We start from the raw sequence: 17108 nt of genomic DNA, 5'->3' as shown, positions 1-17108 counted from the left end.
TGATGCTAAATAAAATTACAGTTCGAAATTTTGGTCGTGTTTTTGTCGCGGCTCTATCTTTAGTCATCAGCAGTTGTCAGACTACAAGCCAAGACTTAACGTCCTTAGATGAAGAAAAATTCAAAATTGTAGCAACCCATAGTGTTTTATGTGAATTTATCACTATAATTGCAGAGAATAGCCTAGATTCGACTTGTTTGGTCGAACCTGGACAAGATCCTCATACTTATAAGCCAACGCCTTCTCAACGCAAGGCAATGGAACAGGCGCAAATAATTTTCTATGGTGGCTATGAACTTGAACCAAAAATTATTCAACTGATTCAAGCGACCGAGACCAACAACAAAAAAATTCCAGTTTATGAAACAGTTGTCACTCAACCAATTCTGGCGGAACATTCGCATCATGGAGAACATGATCATGAAGCAGAACCGGCAGAGCATGAGGAACATGAACATGAACATGAACATGAACATGAACATGAACATGAACATGAAAAAGAGGAAACTAAACAAGAAGAACTAACCGCTGATCCTCATGTTTGGCATGATACTCAAAACGCGATCGCAATTATCGAATATTTGCAGTCAGAGCTCATAGAACTTAATCCTGCTCAGACAAATCTGTATGGGCAAAATAGTCGTGAATATGCTGAACAATTGCAACAACTGGATCTGTGGATTCCCAAACAAATTGCGACAATTCCCGAAACCCAAAGACTTCTGATTACAACTCACGACTCTCTCAACTATTATGTTCAAGCCTATGGCCTTCAGGACTATCAAAGCCTACAAGGATTGAGTACAGAAGACTCTCCTACAGCAGCTGGTCTCAAAGAGTTGGTCAACGAAATTCGGCAAACAGGAGTCCCGACAATTTTTGCTGAAGTCAGAGGGAATGAGCGTGTGATTAATAATGTGGCAACCGAAGCAGGAGTAGCTATCAGCGATCGCAAATTGTTAACTGATGGCATCGGTAAACCAGGAACTGATAGTGATAGTTATCTCAAAATGATGGTTAATAACACTTGCGCGATCGTGGATGGTTTAGGAGGGGAATGCCAACCTTTTTAAGATTGCATCTCAAGAGATATATCAAGCTTGATTCTTTGGCTCGTATATTTGCTATTTGCAATTCGCGAATATAGAATAGAAAATAATGTTAGTAATTCATAAAAAATGCTTAAGCCTCAGGATATCTTGGTTTTGCTTAAAGTTCATGTCTTAAAGGAAAAGTGGACATATGCTAGCCTGGCAAAGAGTCTCAAGATGAGTTCTTCTGAGGTTCATGCAGCTTTAAAGCGATGTGAAGCGAGCAATCTTTATCGTAATAAAGCTCGAAGAGTTTTAAAAAAAGCGTTAGGAGAATTTTTAGTATATGGTTTAAAGTATGCTTTCCCCACTAAACCAGGAGCTTTAGTCCGGGGAATACCGACAGCTCATTCTGCCAAACCATTAAAAGACTTGTTGATAGTAAGTAATCAAGATTCTTATGTTTGGGCATTCGCTCAAGGAAAAGTAAAAGGTCAGGAAATTAAACCTTTGTATCCTTCAGTGACAGCAGCAGTAAAAGAAGATCCAAAACTCTATGAGTTACTTTGTTTGGTAGATGGATTGAGAGTTGGCAAGGTGAGGGAACAGAATTTAGCTGCGGAAGAGTTGAGAAAAAGACTTTATGATTGATCCTCAAATCGACATTCTAGAGAAGGTAGCAGAAATCCTAGAAAAAGTTCCAGAAAAGTTTATTTTTACTGGAGGTGCAACAATTGTTCTTTATAAAGTTGGCTACAGCCCATTAACTAGATTTAGAAGGTTATTTAGAAAAAATCAATGAAAAAATAGATTACTTTAAACTGTAAAGGGAAAAGATGTGGGAAATGTATCTATAATTTAGTAATTATTGATTTTTTAGTCCCGAATTTCTCAAATTTTTTATGAATAACACTACAGCAGAACAATTACAAAAAGCGATCGCGTCTTATAAAAATAATGTTGATTATCTAGAAATTCGGGTTGAACAAAGCGAAGCTACTAGTTTAAGTTTTCGCGGAGCCCAATTAGATGGCGTAGATCGAGGCTTTGCCCTTTCTGGAGGAATTCGAGCATGCGATCGCGGAGGCTGGAGTTTTGTCACCTTCAACGGCCTAGCCGAACTCAACAATCGCATTGAAGAAGCAATTTCTCAAGCCAAACTAGTCGGCAAAGAAACAACTCAATTAGCATCTGCTGAACCCATAGAAGATGTGGTCAAAGTCGAGTTAGCCAGAGATCCTCGGGGAGTTTCCCTCGCCGATAAAAGAGAAATTCTCGAAGCCTATAATCAATTACTACTTGATTATGATCCCAGAATTCAAACTACCATGTCCAGTATTAGCGATCGCTTTGCTACCCAATATTTTGTCAACTCGGTGGGTAGTTGCATTATTCAAGAAAGACTAGATGTTAATGGTAGGTTTGGTGCGATCGCAAGAGGAGAAGATGGGATTGTCCGCCAGGGAACCGAAACGCTTCATTCTCGCAATGATTTCAATGTGTTAGTTGGCATCGAAGACCGAGTGCTCAGCGCGGCAACTAGAGCAGTTAAACAATTGGAAGCAAAATCGGTACAGGGGGGACAATATTCCGTGATTCTCGATCCTTACTTGGCCGGAGTTTTCATCCACGAAGCCTTTGGACATCTTTCCGAAGCCGATTTTGTTTATGAAAATCCTCGGATGCAAGAGTTGCTCACTTTGGGCAAACCTTTGGGAATTGAACAACTCAATGTTATTGATGATGCCACTTTAGAGAACTTACCAGGCAGTTTAAAGTATGACGATGAAGGGGTTCCCGGACAACGAAAATATCTGATTAAAGATGGCATCTTAACTCAAAGGCTCCATTCCCGCGAGACGGCGGGCAAAATGCAGGAAATCCCCACAGGGAATGCTAGAGCTATTCGAGCCAATTATCCTCCCATTGTGCGGATGACTAATACTGCGATCGAGCCTGGGGACACTTCTTTCGATGAAATGTTGAGCGGTATTGAGGAAGGGGTTTATGCTGTCAGAATGCTGGGCGGGCAAACTAACGGTGAAATGTTTACCTTTGCGGCGGCCGAAGGCTATATGATTCGTGATGGAAAAATTGCGGAACCGGTTAGTGATGTGACGCTTTCTGGGAATGTGTTTCAAACCCTCAAAGATATAGAGGCGATCGGTGATGACACTTTATACGTTAACGGCGGATGTGGCAAAGGAGGGCAAATGCCTCTTCCTGTAAGCGTTGGTGGTCCTCACGTTAGGATTAAGAATGTCGTGGTTGGCGGACGGTAATTTTAAGTAATAAGTAATAAGTAATAAGTAATGGGTTTACCTGTTACTTATCTTGCCATTGACTATAGGGATGTTTAGCCAGATTAGAGTTATAGTATTTAGCCGCTGTGACCTGATGATCTATCCAGTCTGGTAAATTTATTTCTTGGTTTTCATCTGTTAGTTCAACTTCAGCAATTATCAAACCCGCATTGTCTCCCAGGAATTCATCAACTTCCCAAACCAAATTACCTTGGGGAATTTTGTAACGCATTTTTTCGATGAAAGGGCGATCGCATAAAGTCTCTAAAATTTCTTTAGCCTCAGCGATCGGAATTGGATATTCGAATTCTGAACGAGTTGAACCAACATTTTTCCCTTTAAGGGTTAAATATCCTTGTTCTCCGATAATCCGAACTCTGACAGTTTGCTGACCTAATGTACTAATGTAACCCTGACAGTAGAAGGTTCCCTGGGCTAATTTTTTCCAGTCGCTATTTTTCACCAAATACTTGCGTTCAATCTCTTTCGCCATTGCGTTCTAAACCCTACCAGCCGTCTTCATTAAGTAAGTGAATTTACCAATGCCAAACATAATCAAACTCTTCAAAAAGATTAGCTACGGCATTTTTATTAATCAACGAGACACCGTCAATCAATCTTTCTTGGGGTAAAGCCCGCTCTGTGAGATCTTCTGCGATCGCATAAACTGTAATGTTTTTGCCAATCATCTGCTCCAAATCGCGATCTAATTCAGGGGGTTGAGTTTGTTTCCAGGCCCCAAATTGCAAAGCAAAGGGTGTTTGCTCTTTAATCAGGTAATTCACCGCATTTCCTCGCAGCAAAATTGCAATATCAACCCCTTTATTCTGAAAACTCTGATTTAACCAAAGAATAGTATCATCTTGTTCTTCTAAGGTTCCTCTGTAGGCGGTCTCTACAATGCTTAATACTTTCATGTTGCTCCTTTTAACGAGTTGGAATTACGATTACACCGTCACTTTTTTGCACCGATTTGATGAAGTCGGCCGGGCCACCTCTCCTGACGCCATCAATCCAGTTTCCCGCACCTCTTTCATCTACACATAAACCACAATTAATCCAATTAAGCGTGACTTTCTTTTCTTGAGCAAGCTTAAACAAAGCAGCAACCCAATCTTTCGTTGTCGGATGATTTTCCTCTTCCATTGTCGTGCCTTTAATGGAATTGGCATGGGGAGATTGTTCTTTCATTGTCAAATTAACTGCCCCTTCATAGGCAAAAACATCAACATTATGTCCTTGATTGAGGGCACTATGAACAATTCTTAAAGCAGTAGTAGAATTGGCCGACTCATAGGGAGCATCCATGATAGCGATACTTAAAGTCTTAGATGACATATATTTGGGAGATTGGTATTTAGTTAGTTGGGTGAATGATTAATGCCAGATTGTTTTGGTATTAGGGATTAAAGAAAGTTCAACCAGGCGATCGATGCTGCTTTTTTCAACGCTTTGTGCGGTGTTTTTGATTCCTCGCTCTTGCAAAGCAAATAAGTCAGCCAGAATATTAATGCCTAATGATTTAAGATTGTCAAAATGACTTTCAAAAGAAGTACCTTGACGAATCGGTAAAACCCCATTTTGAATGAGAAAAAGAGTTACATCATTACCATTTTTCTTGAGATCCACTATTATGTCCTGCATTTTTTTCCAGTCGGCAGAATCATAGGGGTCTCTGGATTCTAAAATTAGATAGTGAGTCATTTCTATTCTCCATGGCTAAAATCTGATAACTTACCAAACCCAATCCTATTACAAAAAACTCCAAAAGACTCATCTGCTGGAAGATGAATTTAGATGCTAACGAGATCGAGGTTAAAAATCTAAAATGCAATATCCCGATCCCCAGACTTCTCATCCAATGTCAGGATTTCCCCAAGTTTGTTTCATTAGAAATACGATTGCAAACCCAAATATTCTCATTGGAGATTATACCTATTACGATGACCCAGAAGACTCGGAGAACTTTGAGAGAAATGTGCTTTATCACTTTCCGTTTATCGGGGACAAGCTGATTATTGGCAAATTTTGCGCTATCTCAAGAGGTGTTAAGTTTATTATGAATGGTGCAAACCATCGCATGTCGGGGTTTTCTACCTATCCTTTTGAGATTTTTGGTGCCAGCTGGAGGCGAATAGCTCTTAAGCCGAATGAGTACCCCTTTAAGGGAGATACCGTGGTTGGCAACGATGTTTGGCTTGGTTATGAATCGGTAATTATGCCTGGAGTACAAATCGGTGATGGAGCAATCATTGCGTCTAAGTCTATCGTTACAAAAGATGTTCAGCCCTATACAATTGTGGGCGGTAATCCAGCAAAAATAATCCGCCAGCGGTTTACTGATGAAGTAGTTCAAGTTTTGCTAGAGATTGCCTGGTGGGATTGGCCTATCGAAAAGATTACGAAGCATCTGGAAAAAATTGTCGATGCCGATCTTGAAGCTTTAAAAAACTGTAAATAATTTTGGGCTCTTGATTATTGATAATCTCGATAGGATCAGCAGTTTTGGGAAGTATTTAGTCAAAGACACCAATGCGTACCAGAAAAGATTAATTATGCTAGCTCAAGATCAATTGCCTGATTTAAAAGCTACTCTACACAAGATTTGGGGATATTCAGATTTTCGCTATCCTCAAGCAGAAATTATTGCGTCTCTCTTGCGAGGAAAAGATGCTTTAATTGTGATGCCCACAGGTGGCGGTAAGTCAATTTGTTTCCAACTTCCTGCCTTATTAAAAAACGGTTTGACATTGGTAATATCGCCTCTTATTGCCTTAATGGAAAACCAGGTACAACAACTGCAAAATAAGCAATTACCTGCGGCCTTAATTCATTCTCAGCAGAGTAAGCGCGATCGCGATCAGACATTAAAAGCAGTCTCTAGTCAAAATCTGCGACTATTATATTTATCTCCTGAAACTCTTCTATCTCTTCCTGTTTGGTCAATTCTGAGCCAAGCTCAAGTCAAAATTAACGGCATCATCCTAGACGAAGCTCATTGTTTGGTGCAATGGGGGACGACATTTCGGCCTGCCTATACTCGCCTTGGAGCAGTCAGAGCCGCCCTAAGCAAAATTCATTCTCGGAAAATCGCGATCGCAGCTTTCACTGCCACAGCTGATATCTACACTCAACAAGCAATTATCAAAACTCTTAGGTTATATCATCCAGCCAAGTTCCTCCTTAGTCCCTATCGCAAGAATTTACATCTTCAGGGCAAAAATATCTGGACTTCGAGAGGAAGACGAGAGCAGACTTTGAAGTTTATCCAAGACAAACCAAATCAATCGGGTTTAATCTATGTCCGTTCTCGCAAAGCTAGTGAGGAATTGGCCGACTGGTTGCGATTTCGAAACCTAAAAACTCTTGCTTATCATGCAGGTCTGACAGATCAGCAACGACGTCACATCGAAAACCAATGGTTGCAAGGGAAAATTCCTTTTGTAATTTGTACTTCTGCTTTTGGTATGGGAATCGATAAAAGTGATTGTCGAAAACAACAGCATTTAAAAAAGAGTATTCATAGTAAACAACAACAACTTGACTTTGTATTTGACTTCTTTGTAGACAAAATTTATTCATCAATTCCACAAAGTATTAAACGTCAACAAAGTTGAGGTATATTAACAGGCTTTGCTTTCGCCCTCTTCTTGAATTCCTCTAAATTGATTACTTTTGATTGTTGGGCAATTTCCCAAACTTGTTCAACAATCTCTTTCAGAGCAGGAATTACTATTAGCGTATATTGACCTATATTGTTATTTTTCTTAGAAGCAACAACTAATGCTGATATCCTGGTCATCTGTTCTCCGAAATCCGACCAGTCTTGATTAACCCAAAAAACATCTTCATCAACAGCAACCAATAGCTTGTCTCTAAGATTATTATCAATTTTTGAGTCGTCTAAAAACTGGATTATTTTCCTTACAGTTTGCAGTGAAACGTTTTGATTCCTTAAATCACGAACTGCCCTAATTTCTAAAATTTGTTCCCATGTATAAAAAACAAGCGGTTTTTTCCTGTTTTTTGTAATCCTACTTGGCTGTATTAATTCCAAGCGCTCAAGATACTGGAGCTGATTTGACGTTGCCCCAGCAAGTTCTAAAGTTTCTTGCCTTGTAAACTTATCCTTAAGCTTCATAATTATTAATACTTAAAACGTATTCAAAAACTTAAAATTTAAATACGTTTTGTTTTTTTTCTAACAAATCAATAATACAGCCACTTTTCAAAACAGTGAAAGTTCAGAAAGTTCGAGCTCCAGAAAATGACAAAATAACTTGGTTGGTCTTAGGAGATGACTATCTACCTATTGAACCAATTCAGGAATATTTAAGCTATCTAAATAATCTTGAAAAAAGCCCTAATACTATTCGTTCTTATGCATATCATTTGAAGCTATATTGGCAATACTTAGAAGAGTCTAAATTAGATTGGGACAGGGTCAATGTTATAGAATTAGCTGAATTTATCCATTGGCTTCGTAGTCCAACAGGAAATGTTGTTTCGCTACAAGAAGTAGAGGCAAAGAGAACAGAAGCCACAGTCAATGTTATTTTGACTTCTGTTTGTATGCTTTATGACTTTCACGAAAAGACAGGAAAAGTCTCTGAAATTCCTTTATATCGTTCTCAAGTAATGCCAGGAAAGAGATATAAAGGGTTTTTGCATCATGTGACGAAAAGCAAGCCTCTGAGAACTCGTCTACTAAAACTAAAACAGCCTAAGCTACAACCTAAAACTGTTACTAGCGAAGAATTCCAGAAATTAGTTGAAGCCTGTCATCGCATTAGAGATAAATTTTTACTTTGTTTGCTCTACGAAAGTGGGATGAGAATTGGTCAGGCTTTAGGCTTGCGGCATGAAGATATTCAGTCTTGGGACAATCTCATCAAAATAGTTCCGCGCAATAATAACGAGAATGAAGCTCGTGCTAAAAGTACCTCCCCTTATGAAATTGATGTATCCAAAGACTTAATGGGGCTTTATAGCCAATATCTAGAAAATGAATTTATGGAAGTGCTACAAGATGACTTTAGTGATTATGTCTTTGTAAATCTTTGGGATGGCAAGATTGGATCTCCTATGACTTATAGCAATGTTATGGCTCTTTTCTGCCGACTTAAGAGGAAAACAGGTATTGCTGTTACTCCCCATAAATTACGCCATAGTCATGCAACAGAATTAATCCGTGAAGGAATGGGAATGGCTTATGTCCAAAAGCGATTAGGACATGCCAGTATCCAAACCACAATAGACACTTATGTCCATGTCAGCAACGAAGACATGAAAGTTGCTTATCAAGAATATTTGAATCAAAGGGATTTTCAAGATGAAACAACAACAGACTCAACGTAGCTACAAGCCTCTTACAGAACTTGAGAAAAAGCTAATAACTTGTCACCATTGTGGAAGTGATTCGTTTGTCAAAAAAAGGAAAAGTAGAGGCAAGAAAAGACATCAGATTTATATTTGTAAAAAATGCGGTCGTCACTTCACTTACAATCCTGAAAAATCGGCAAAAGTTCATATTGTCAATCCTGAAGCAGAATACAAGAAAGATATTTGGGATATTCGTAATTTAGGTATTCCTAATTCTATTGGACAATATTGCTACAAACTCAATTTTGTAGGAATTGAACAGCCTTGGTTGATGACTCCAGCCAAACAATATATCAAATTCATTCTAAGTACCTTAAGTTTTTCTTCTGCGAGTGAAAAATTATTAGCTATTAAACAATTTTCTAGATTTCTGACTTTGTCTTATCCCGAGATTTCCTCTGATGGGATAGATCGCTCAGTAGTTATCAGTTTTCTAGCTCATCTTGCTAGTAGTAAGCTTTCAGTTTCTACTAGATGTGCTCGAATTACTGGTCTTAAAGGATTCTTTGAAATGGCATATCAGAACGAATGGCTAGGAGTTACGAGGTATTTAGTTCGCAAAGAAGATTTTCCTAAAAGACCAAAATCGCAACCTCGATACATTCCAGAACATATCATCGACCAACTTATTGAACACCTAGAAGATCTTCATGCGCCAGTTCAAAGAATGGTTTTAGTCTTGCTTGAATGTGGAATGAGAATATCTGAATTGCTTCATCTCAAGTCAGATTGTCTTTTGCAGGATAAAGCAGGAGATTGGTTTTTGCGGTATTACCAATTCAAAATGAAAAAAGAGATTACTGTTCCTATCTCTAGAGAAATTGTCCGAGTGCTCCAAGAGCAAATTCGATACATCAACGAAAACTTGGATCTTCCCTTTAGTTATGTTTTTACTGCTAACGAAGGTGGGGCTAGGAAAGAAGGTTTTAAGCCTACTGCCAAATTAATGACTCGCAATTCATTTGTTCGCTATCTGGACAAGTTAGCTGAACAGCATAGTATTTGTGATTCTTCGGGAAAACCTTGGCATTTTCTTCCTCATGAATTTCGCCATACAGTAGGGACTCGAATGATAAACAATGGAGTTCCGCAGCATATTATTCAGAAATACTTAGGTCATGAATCACCAGTAATGACAGCAGTTTATGCTCATATTCATGATCAAACTATGAAAGAAGAAGTGGCTAAATTTCACGGCAAAGTCGTGAATATTTCAGGTCAAATAGTTGAGGAGGTTATTCCTGAAGCCCAGACTGAAGACCTGCAATGGTTTAAGCGTACTGTTCAAGCTCAGGCTTTACCCAATGGCTCTTGTGCCTTACCAATCATTAGCCAAGGCTGTCCTCACGCTAACGCCTGTCTGACTTGCACTCATTTTAGAACCACTCTTGAATATCTCGACTATCACAAACAAGAACTAAAACAAACAGAAAAAATCATTCAAAAAGCAGAGGCAAATGGTTGGCAGAGACAGGTTGAGATGAACAAAAAAGTTAAGGCAAATTTAGAAAATATCATCAGGGGGCTAGAAAGCAATGATTGAAAGGAATGTCGATGGGCTAAAGAAAAATGCCCAGAAGAAAAGGCGAGCAGCGTTTGAGAAGGTTGACAAGGCGATTCAACAGTTGATTCGCGATGGGGAGAAAATCAATTTTAATTCTGTTGCCAAAGCTTCTGGAGTTTCTAAGGCTTGGCTTTACAAAGAACCAGAAGTTAAGGTTCGTATCGAAGAGTTGAGGGCAAAACATTCAAAGAAAAAAATCTCTCCCAAGCAAAAAGCTTCTGATGCTTCTAAGGACGCGATGATTAAAACTCTCAAAGTCCGAATCAAAAAAGTTGACGCGGAAAACAAAGGCTTGAAGTCTCAGTTAGAAGTCGTTTATGGTCAGTTATTAAATCAAAAAGAGCTAGAGCGAAAACTGGAGCGGCTAGAAAAAGAGAATGCAAAGCTCAAAGACAAACTATATGCGCCCATCGCTTCAGAAACCAATCAAAAAGTAATTCTCATAAAGCCTGCATCAGGGATTAGTGAGCGGATTACTCATGAGCTAGAATCCATGAATATCAATATTTCTAGTACATTGGCTAAAACTATTAAGAATGCCAGCGAAGAAAAAGTAATGACTGCTATTGACGCTCTCAAGCAACAGATAGATAGTACTTTAATTAGAAGTCCTGAAGCTTGGTTATCAGCCGCGATTAAAGATTCTTGGAAACCTAATGAAGCGATGGGTGAAAGCAAGGCTAAGGATGCTTTTTCTGAATGGTATGAATTGGCTCGTGCTTATGGAGTTGTCACTGAATGTCGTCAAGAAGAAAATAAATGGTTAGTGAGAGAAAATACTGGACAGTGGCACCCATATAAAGAATTTTCTGAAAAATGGACTTTCGAGTATTTGGAAAGAGTCGTTAAGCCCAATTAAGCAATTTTCTTAGAAAAAGTGCTTTACTTCGTAGAATTTTTTTGGCTTTGACCAGCATTTATACTTTATAATCTAGAAATGAAACGACGGTGCCTGAAATCTACCGTCAAATAGCTCACAAGAATCACCGTCGTTTCTACCAAACCGCCTGGCAGTTAAACTGGCAAGCGTAAATTTTTTATGTTTATACACCAATGTTATCACAAAATGAACAATTTAGAATTTGTTGATCTAGACTCGAAACACGCTACATTAGTATTTCTATTTGACCCTAAAAACAAGAAAAAAAATAGTAGGTACAGAAGAGACAAAAGGCTTATCAGGCAAACCTTTAAGGTATTTTTTAAACACAAGACAGTTGGGAAAGTTATCAATCGGAGACATCTCCCCAATAGCTTGTATAATAATCTTGCAAATCAAAAGATCGTAATTAAGCAGCGAACAAAAACTGTCGCTGCTTAACACTTATGGGCGCGGCATGGTGCGTCCCAGGTCTCCTAAGCCGTCGGGATGAGAGTTCAAGCCTCTCCGCGTCCACCGCCAACCCATAAATATAATTTATCTTATACTACGAAACATGAGTCTTGATTACAGTGAAGTAAAAGTATGTAAAGAAGAATTTGAAGCTGCCGAATCTGATGGTTATGTTTTTGGTACTATGTTGGTAGGAACCGCAAAGGCTCACGTCTATGTCCAACTTGGTATTGAAAAGGATTATCAAGGGCGTCGAAATGATCACCCAAATACTTCATATCGATTTTTTTTAAATTCAACAATATATTATGCGAAAACTGCCTCAGACATTGACAATGAACAATATGAAGGCAGCTTAGAGAATCTAACAGTAATTATTTTGTGTTAGGCGCAAGTTCTTCTACGACCTCTAGGTTTAAATCTTTTCTTCTTAAATTTCCCCAAATTACTAATTATAAATTCTTCAGCTTCTTCCCTATCTATTTTACAAGTTGTACCGTCTGTAAATTCTAACTCTACCTGTATTTTTTTATCCTTATCTACCGCATTGTTACTAATTTTATAGTTTTCTTTGTCTGCTACAAAGTGAGAATAATAAAATTTCATGTCATACTGTGAGATGGGATTTTTTGAGCTTTCATTGGGTGCTAAACCTACGCGTGCATTCAACCAAGGCATTTCATGATGGTTTAGATCTTCTAGTTCATCTGCACTTAAGAAACCATAGACACGCCAAATTTCTTCAAGAATTTTCGCTTCATTTGGCTCCCAGTCAATATTTTCTACTGGGGTAGGAAGAGAATCGTATTGATATTCTCTATATGCCTGCCGAACCTGAATCGATACAGCCCCATGCCGCCAAGCCTGAAATTCATCATCGAACAAAGGTTTACCCAGGAAGACTAGATGCCAAGCTTGGGAATAATAAACTAGCTTTTGTAGTTTCTTTTTTGTTAAACATATACCTCGCTCGTAGCCTTTGCTTAAGAAATATTTAGTTGCATGAATTGATGTTTTCATGATTTCTCCCCTAATATTTATACTGTTCAAAATACTTTGGCAATATCTAAAACAGTTTCATGGGAATTAAATAGACCCCCAAATTTAAAAGCCAATCATTCAAAGAAACTGAATTGTTATTTTATTTTTTGTTTATATTGTTATCTTTGTTCATTATACGATAATCCATCTTTCCCAAATCTTTCTGTTTTGTACAAATACATTAAAGATTTAAATATAAGCAATAATACTTTGATCACTAAAAAACTTTAAATTTACTTCAAAGAAATTCCACAAAGTAAAAGCACTGCTTTGTTTGCGTTATAGACGATTTACTGTAGATAATTGTCGCTGGATAGTTCACTATCACACTCCCGAATTGCTATCAGAATATATGCAGGAGATTGGCAGAAGTGGTCGAGATGGCAAAGTTGCTCACACTTTAGCCCTAGTGAGCGAGCCTACAGGATGGTTGAACCCAGAGGATAAACAACGGAGTCAGTTTTTTACTCGTCAAATTGAGCAAAAAGCCAGACAGGCAAGGCAAATTATGCAACAAATTCCTGAGCGAGGAAATATCGAGGAAGTCATTGCCGAATATCCCGAAAGCGCGATCGCTTTAAGTATTCTCCATAGTTTAGATTGTCTATCTTGGAAAGATCCCTTTAGTTATCAAAAAACATCTGCTGTTGTTGATGTTAATCGTTGGCAAACCAGACAAAAATATTGGCAAAAACAGATGCAACAATTTTTGCAGAGTAAACAATGTCGTTGGCAATTTCTGCTAGCGGCCTTTGGCTTTGAGCAAGAATCTTTAGGATTTCAATGTGGTAATTGCGATCGCTGTAAGTAGAGTTTGGATAATAATTTCGATATTAGACGTATGATATTTCTGAAACTTGCCAGAAAATCTCAATGACTTTTGCTTCTTCCTCTCTATCCCAACATTCTCTATCATTAGATCACAAAGAATTAATTCGCATTCTTACCGAGCAAGAAAATATCTTGATTATTCAAGACCTTGACGGTGTTTGTATGGGTCTTGTAAGAGATCCCCTAACTAGGGTAATCGATCGCGGATATTTAGAAGCAACCAAAGCTTTTGACCAGCATTTTTTTGTCTTGACCAACGGCGAACATATTGGCAAACGAGGTGTTAATTCCATTGTCGAAAAAGCTTTTGATAAACCGGAATTAGCCAAAGGTTCTTACTTACCTGGGTTAGCAGGAGGCGGTGTGCAATGGCAAGATCGTGATGGTAATTATTCCCATCCAGGAGTCAGCCCAGCAGAATTAGCATTTTTAGACGCTGTTCCCGCCAGGATGAGTGCGAGTTTACAAAGATTTTTCTTAGAAGATAATTATGGTTTAAGCTCAGAAACCATTGCCGCAGCTATTCAGGCAACGGTATTAGACAATAAAGTATCCCCGACAGCAAATCTCAATGTATTGCATGATGCCCTATTAGAAAAACCTGCGGCTTATCTCCAACTGCAAAAAACAATCCAAGGCTTAACCGAGCAACTTTTGCAAGAAGCACAGGAAATGGGTTTAGCAGATTCCTTTTTTGTGCATTATGCTCCTAATTTAGGACGAGATGATGGGGGGAAAGAAATTATTCAACTAGCTCAAGGCGCGAGTTCAGGTACAACGGATTTCCAATTTATGTTGCGAGGTGCCATCAAAGAAGTAGGCGTGTTGGTAATTCTCAATCATTACTATTATTTACGAACAGGAAATTACCCTTTAGGCGCAGATTTTAATGCCAGACAAGCCCCCCATTCTCAGCAGGAATTAATTGCTTTAGTGGCAGAAAATTTTGACTTGACAGCAATGCCCACCATTATTGGAGTGGGGGATACGGTTACCAGCAAAGCAGAAGTCATAGGAGAACAGATAAAATTCCAAAGAGGCGGTAGCGATCGCGGATTTTTAGAATTAGTGCAAACTATCGGGCAGCAGTTTGAGCAAGATAATATTGTTGTTTATGTGGACAGTAGCGGTGGAGAATTAAAAAACCGTAAGTCATTAAAGTTGGAGCATTTTACTCTTACTGAAGATGGGACTGTCCAACAAAGAACAAGAGTAATTGAAGGGCCTGGAGACTCGCGCGATCATAGTGATCCTTTAACTTTAAATGTTGTGTTTCCTGGCGGCTATCAGCAATATATTGAAATGTTTAAAGCCGCAGCTAGTCTGAAGAATAACTACAAACCCTAACTTTCGGAAACTGTAATTCGCCCAAGCAAAGTCCTAGGTTGTTCTTGTAAGCTTTTAAAATAGTTGGCATTTCCAAATGAAGACAGGGATTATAGCTGAACCCAAAGCAAAGACAACACTGATAAGCGACGACAGTTACGTTAAAATGACATAAGTAATAGATATGAACGGCATAGTCTTCTCTAATGGTAAATACGCCTCATAACGATAATTTTATTTTTGATTCTATTGACTCTGCCTTGGCTGATATTAAAGCAGGTCGCTCGATCGTGGTAGTGGATGATGAGAATCGCGAAAATGAGGGTGATTTGATTTGTGCAGCTCAATTTGCTACTCCCGATAACATTAATTTTATGGCAGTAGAAGCTAGAGGCTTAATCTGCTTGGCCATGACAGGAGACAGACTGGATGCTCTAGATTTGCCCTTGATGGTTACGAACAATACTGATAGCAATCAGACAGCTTTTACTGTCAGTATCGATGCTTCTCCTAAATTGGGAGTTTCCACCGGAATCTCTGCGGACGATCGCGCGCGGACAATTCAAGTTGCCATCAACCCAGCCACGATCGCCGAAGATTTGGTGCGGCCTGGTCATATTTTTCCCCTCAGAGCCAGAGAAGGTGGAGTTCTAAAACGCGCAGGGCATACCGAGGCTGCTGTAGACTTAGCTAGATTGGCAGGATTATATCCAGCGGGAGTTATTTGTGAAATTCAGAATCCCAATGGCTCGATGGCGCGATTGTCTCAGTTAGTTGAATATGCCAAAGAACATAATTTGAAGCTAATTAGCATAGCCGATCTAATTAGCTATCGCCTCAAACACGATCGCTTTGTCTATCGCGAGACTATTTGCGAGTTTCCGAGTCAGTTCGGGAATTTCCATATTTATGCTTATCGTAATGCGTTAAATAATGCCGAACATATTGCCATTGTCAAAGGTGATCCTCAGGAGTTTAGCGATCGCGATGTGATGGTACGAATGCATTCAGAATGCCTAACAGGAGATGCTTTAGGTTCTCTGCGTTGTGACTGTCGGATGCAATTACAAGCAGCCCTAAAAATGTTGGAAACTGCTGGTTTAGGCGTAGTTGTTTATCTGCGGCAAGAAGGCCGAGGTATTGGTTTAGTCAATAAGTTAAAAGCCTATTCCTTGCAGGATATGGGATTGGATACGGTAGAAGCCAATGAGCGTTTGGGTTTTCCTGCCGATCTGCGAGATTATGGCATGGGGGCTCAAATTCTTAATGATTTGGGAGTCAAGAAAATTCGTCTGATTACCAATAACCCTCGTAAAATTGCGGGCCTCAAGGGTTATGGTCTAGAAATAGTAGATCGTCTTCCCTTACTAATCGAAGCTAATGATTACAACTCAGGATATTTAGCAACCAAAGCCAAGAAACTTGGTCATTTACTCTTACAAACCTACATTGTTACTATTGCTGTCACTTGGGATTCGGTAGTAGATTCTGCGCCAGCTCGTTACGAAAAGCTTGATAAAATTCGCTATTTATCTCGCTCCTTTGATTTTTTAGTACAAGAAGAAACCCGTCCGATCGCGATCGCCTTATTCAGTCATCCTTCTTTAATTTGTCACCTTGGTTTCGACCAAACAAACTTAGTCACTGACCATTGGTATCAAGAACCGAAACATCCTTATTCATTGGGAATTGCTGCGATTTTAGATGACCTTGCGGCTTGGGACGGCATTAAAAAAATCGAATTGCTGGTTGCCACAGGAGAAGATCCGATGTTGGGCTTACAAATAAAATTAGACAGAAAATGTTATTCTCTGGCAACTAAACCTTCTTTGCAATGGCAAAATCTCGAAAGTCAAACTATTTACAGTTTTGAGAAGTAGGGTGAATTAATAGTGTTAGGTTTTGGGTGTTAGGTTTTAGGGTAAAAACTGCCATAAAAGAAATAGCCGCAGCAATATTAGATGTATTTTTATTGTTTTAAATACTTGGAGGCTTGGGATATTTATTTTTGACTGGATGTTTTCCCGCATAATAAACAATTACCTTTTTTTCATCTGATAACGGGACATAAAAAACCCGATCAGCACCTGTGATTTCATATTCCCAAGCCGCTTTCTCAAAGTTAGACAATATTGGACAATACTGTTTTACTTCTAGTTCCTGCTTCATCAAAGAGAGTCGGCTCTTGCTTCTCCACAGGCATGACATCGGGTTCAGCTAACCCTAGTAAATTTAAACTGGCTGAATAGTCTCGATCTGCTATCCAGTCACAGCTATCACATCGATAAACTCTAATA

The 17108-nt window shown here is 39.0% G+C and carries 19 protein-coding genes and 1 pseudogene; 13 read left to right on the top strand and 7 right to left on the bottom strand.

What is annotated here, in order from left to right:
* The first annotated feature begins 2 nt into the window (after positions 1–2).
* From XEN7305_RS10135 to XEN7305_RS10125, 4 genes are all read left to right on the top strand, one after another.
* Positions 3–1073 (top strand): metal ABC transporter solute-binding protein, Zn/Mn family, encoded by a 1071-nt coding sequence (locus XEN7305_RS10135; protein ID WP_006509317.1) that lies wholly within the window; start codon positions 3–5, stop codon positions 1071–1073.
* 105 nt (positions 1074–1178) lie between these two features.
* Positions 1179–1682, top strand: coding sequence for a hypothetical protein (locus tag XEN7305_RS10130; RefSeq protein ID WP_006509316.1), 504 nt, complete (start codon positions 1179–1181; stop codon positions 1680–1682).
* Positions 1675–1833: a hypothetical protein gene (locus tag XEN7305_RS28995; RefSeq protein WP_006509315.1), complete on the top strand. Its 159-nt coding sequence runs from the start codon at positions 1675–1677 to the stop codon at positions 1831–1833. Before XEN7305_RS10130 ends, XEN7305_RS28995 begins: the two co-directional genes overlap by 8 nt.
* A gap of 100 nt (positions 1834–1933) precedes the next feature.
* On the top strand, positions 1934–3313 hold the full coding sequence (locus XEN7305_RS10125) for a TldD/PmbA family protein (protein WP_006509314.1): 1380 nt from the start codon (positions 1934–1936) through the stop codon (positions 3311–3313).
* Between the two features lie 43 nt (positions 3314–3356).
* On the opposite strand, the gene XEN7305_RS10120 is transcribed toward XEN7305_RS10125, so the two are convergent.
* Genes XEN7305_RS10120 through XEN7305_RS10105 form a run of 4 tightly spaced genes read right to left on the bottom strand, consistent with a single transcriptional unit; the run spans position 3357 to position 5038 of the window.
* Positions 3357–3827, bottom strand: a complete 471-nt coding sequence (locus tag XEN7305_RS10120; protein WP_006509313.1) for a CYTH domain-containing protein — start codon at positions 3825–3827, stop codon at positions 3357–3359.
* A 43-nt stretch (positions 3828–3870) separates the two neighbouring features.
* Positions 3871–4251: a DsrE family protein gene (locus XEN7305_RS10115; RefSeq protein ID WP_006509312.1), complete on the bottom strand. Its 381-nt coding sequence runs from the start codon at positions 4249–4251 to the stop codon at positions 3871–3873.
* 10 nt (positions 4252–4261) lie between these two features.
* Positions 4262–4672: a DsrE/DsrF/TusD sulfur relay family protein gene (locus tag XEN7305_RS10110; RefSeq protein WP_006509311.1), complete on the bottom strand. Its 411-nt coding sequence runs from the start codon at positions 4670–4672 to the stop codon at positions 4262–4264.
* 39 nt (positions 4673–4711) lie between these two features.
* Positions 4712–5038 (bottom strand): DsrE family protein, encoded by a 327-nt coding sequence (locus XEN7305_RS10105; protein ID WP_006509310.1) that lies wholly within the window; start codon positions 5036–5038, stop codon positions 4712–4714.
* Positions 5039–5162: 124 nt separating this feature from the next.
* Here XEN7305_RS10105 and XEN7305_RS10100 point away from each other — a divergent pair, with 124 nt between their 5' ends.
* Together XEN7305_RS10100 and XEN7305_RS10095 are read left to right on the top strand one after the other, a co-directional pair.
* Entirely contained in the window at positions 5163–5795 is a 633-nt protein-coding gene (locus XEN7305_RS10100) for a Vat family streptogramin A O-acetyltransferase (protein WP_006509309.1), read from the top strand.
* A gap of 94 nt (positions 5796–5889) precedes the next feature.
* A pseudogene (locus XEN7305_RS10095) lies at positions 5890–6843 on the top strand (RecQ family ATP-dependent DNA helicase); the annotation flags it as partial.
* A 95-nt stretch (positions 6844–6938) separates the two neighbouring features.
* Here the strand turns inward: XEN7305_RS10095 and XEN7305_RS10090 are convergent.
* Complete coding sequence (locus XEN7305_RS10090) at positions 6939–7475, bottom strand: MerR family transcriptional regulator (RefSeq protein WP_006509307.1); 537 nt, start codon at positions 7473–7475, stop codon at positions 6939–6941.
* 95 nt (positions 7476–7570) lie between these two features.
* Between XEN7305_RS10090 and XEN7305_RS10085 the strand changes: the two genes are divergently transcribed.
* The 4 genes from XEN7305_RS10085 to XEN7305_RS10065 all read left to right on the top strand — a co-directional run bounded on the left by XEN7305_RS10085 (position 7571) and on the right by XEN7305_RS10065 (position 12001).
* Positions 7571–8692, top strand: a complete 1122-nt coding sequence (locus XEN7305_RS10085; RefSeq protein ID WP_006509306.1) for a tyrosine-type recombinase/integrase — start codon at positions 7571–7573, stop codon at positions 8690–8692.
* Positions 8667–10259 carry a site-specific integrase gene (locus tag XEN7305_RS10080; protein ID WP_006509305.1) on the top strand — a complete coding sequence of 531 codons (1593 nt, stop codon included), beginning with the start codon at positions 8667–8669 and terminating at the stop codon, positions 10257–10259. Before XEN7305_RS10085 ends, XEN7305_RS10080 begins: the two co-directional genes overlap by 26 nt.
* Entirely contained in the window at positions 10252–11139 is an 888-nt protein-coding gene (locus XEN7305_RS27560) for a DUF6262 family protein (protein WP_006509304.1), read from the top strand. The genes XEN7305_RS10080 and XEN7305_RS27560 overlap by 8 nt, the downstream gene beginning before the upstream one ends.
* A 577-nt stretch (positions 11140–11716) precedes the next feature.
* Positions 11717–12001 (top strand): hypothetical protein, encoded by a 285-nt coding sequence (locus XEN7305_RS10065; protein WP_006509303.1) that lies wholly within the window; start codon positions 11717–11719, stop codon positions 11999–12001.
* Here the strand turns inward: XEN7305_RS10065 and XEN7305_RS10060 are convergent.
* Positions 11998–12633, bottom strand: coding sequence for a Panacea domain-containing protein (locus XEN7305_RS10060; protein WP_006509302.1), 636 nt, complete (start codon positions 12631–12633; stop codon positions 11998–12000). The two genes, XEN7305_RS10065 and XEN7305_RS10060, sit on opposite strands and share 4 nt — an antisense overlap.
* Positions 12634–12928: 295 nt before the next feature.
* On the opposite strand from XEN7305_RS10060, the gene XEN7305_RS10055 reads away from it, so the two are divergent.
* The 3 genes from XEN7305_RS10055 to ribBA all read left to right on the top strand — a co-directional run bounded on the left by XEN7305_RS10055 (position 12929) and on the right by ribBA (position 16691).
* The gene (locus XEN7305_RS10055) at positions 12929–13465 is read left to right on the top strand and encodes a RecQ family zinc-binding domain-containing protein (RefSeq protein WP_144053237.1); all 537 of its coding nucleotides are present in this window, start codon (positions 12929–12931) and stop codon (positions 13463–13465) included.
* 62 nt (positions 13466–13527) lie between these two features.
* A complete protein-coding gene (stpA, locus tag XEN7305_RS10050; protein WP_006509300.1) occupies positions 13528–14832 on the top strand; it encodes a glucosylglycerol 3-phosphatase in 1305 nt (434 codons plus the stop codon).
* A 185-nt stretch (positions 14833–15017) separates the two neighbouring features.
* Entirely contained in the window at positions 15018–16691 is a 1674-nt protein-coding gene (gene ribBA, locus XEN7305_RS10045; RefSeq protein ID WP_006509299.1) for a bifunctional 3,4-dihydroxy-2-butanone-4-phosphate synthase/GTP cyclohydrolase II, read from the top strand.
* Positions 16692–16788: 97 nt separating this feature from the next.
* Here ribBA and XEN7305_RS28990 read toward each other — a convergent pair whose 3' ends face one another.
* The gene (locus XEN7305_RS28990) at positions 16789–16941 is read right to left on the bottom strand and encodes a hypothetical protein (RefSeq protein WP_158500392.1); all 153 of its coding nucleotides are present in this window, start codon (positions 16939–16941) and stop codon (positions 16789–16791) included.
* Positions 16942–17108: the final 167 nt, after the last annotated feature.

Source organism: Xenococcus sp. PCC 7305 (assembly GCF_000332055.1).
Classification (GTDB): Bacteria; Cyanobacteriota; Cyanobacteriia; order Cyanobacteriales; family Xenococcaceae; genus Xenococcus.
Note: the sequence above shows the minus strand (reverse complement) of the source record. Positions and strands in the feature narration are given on the sequence as shown.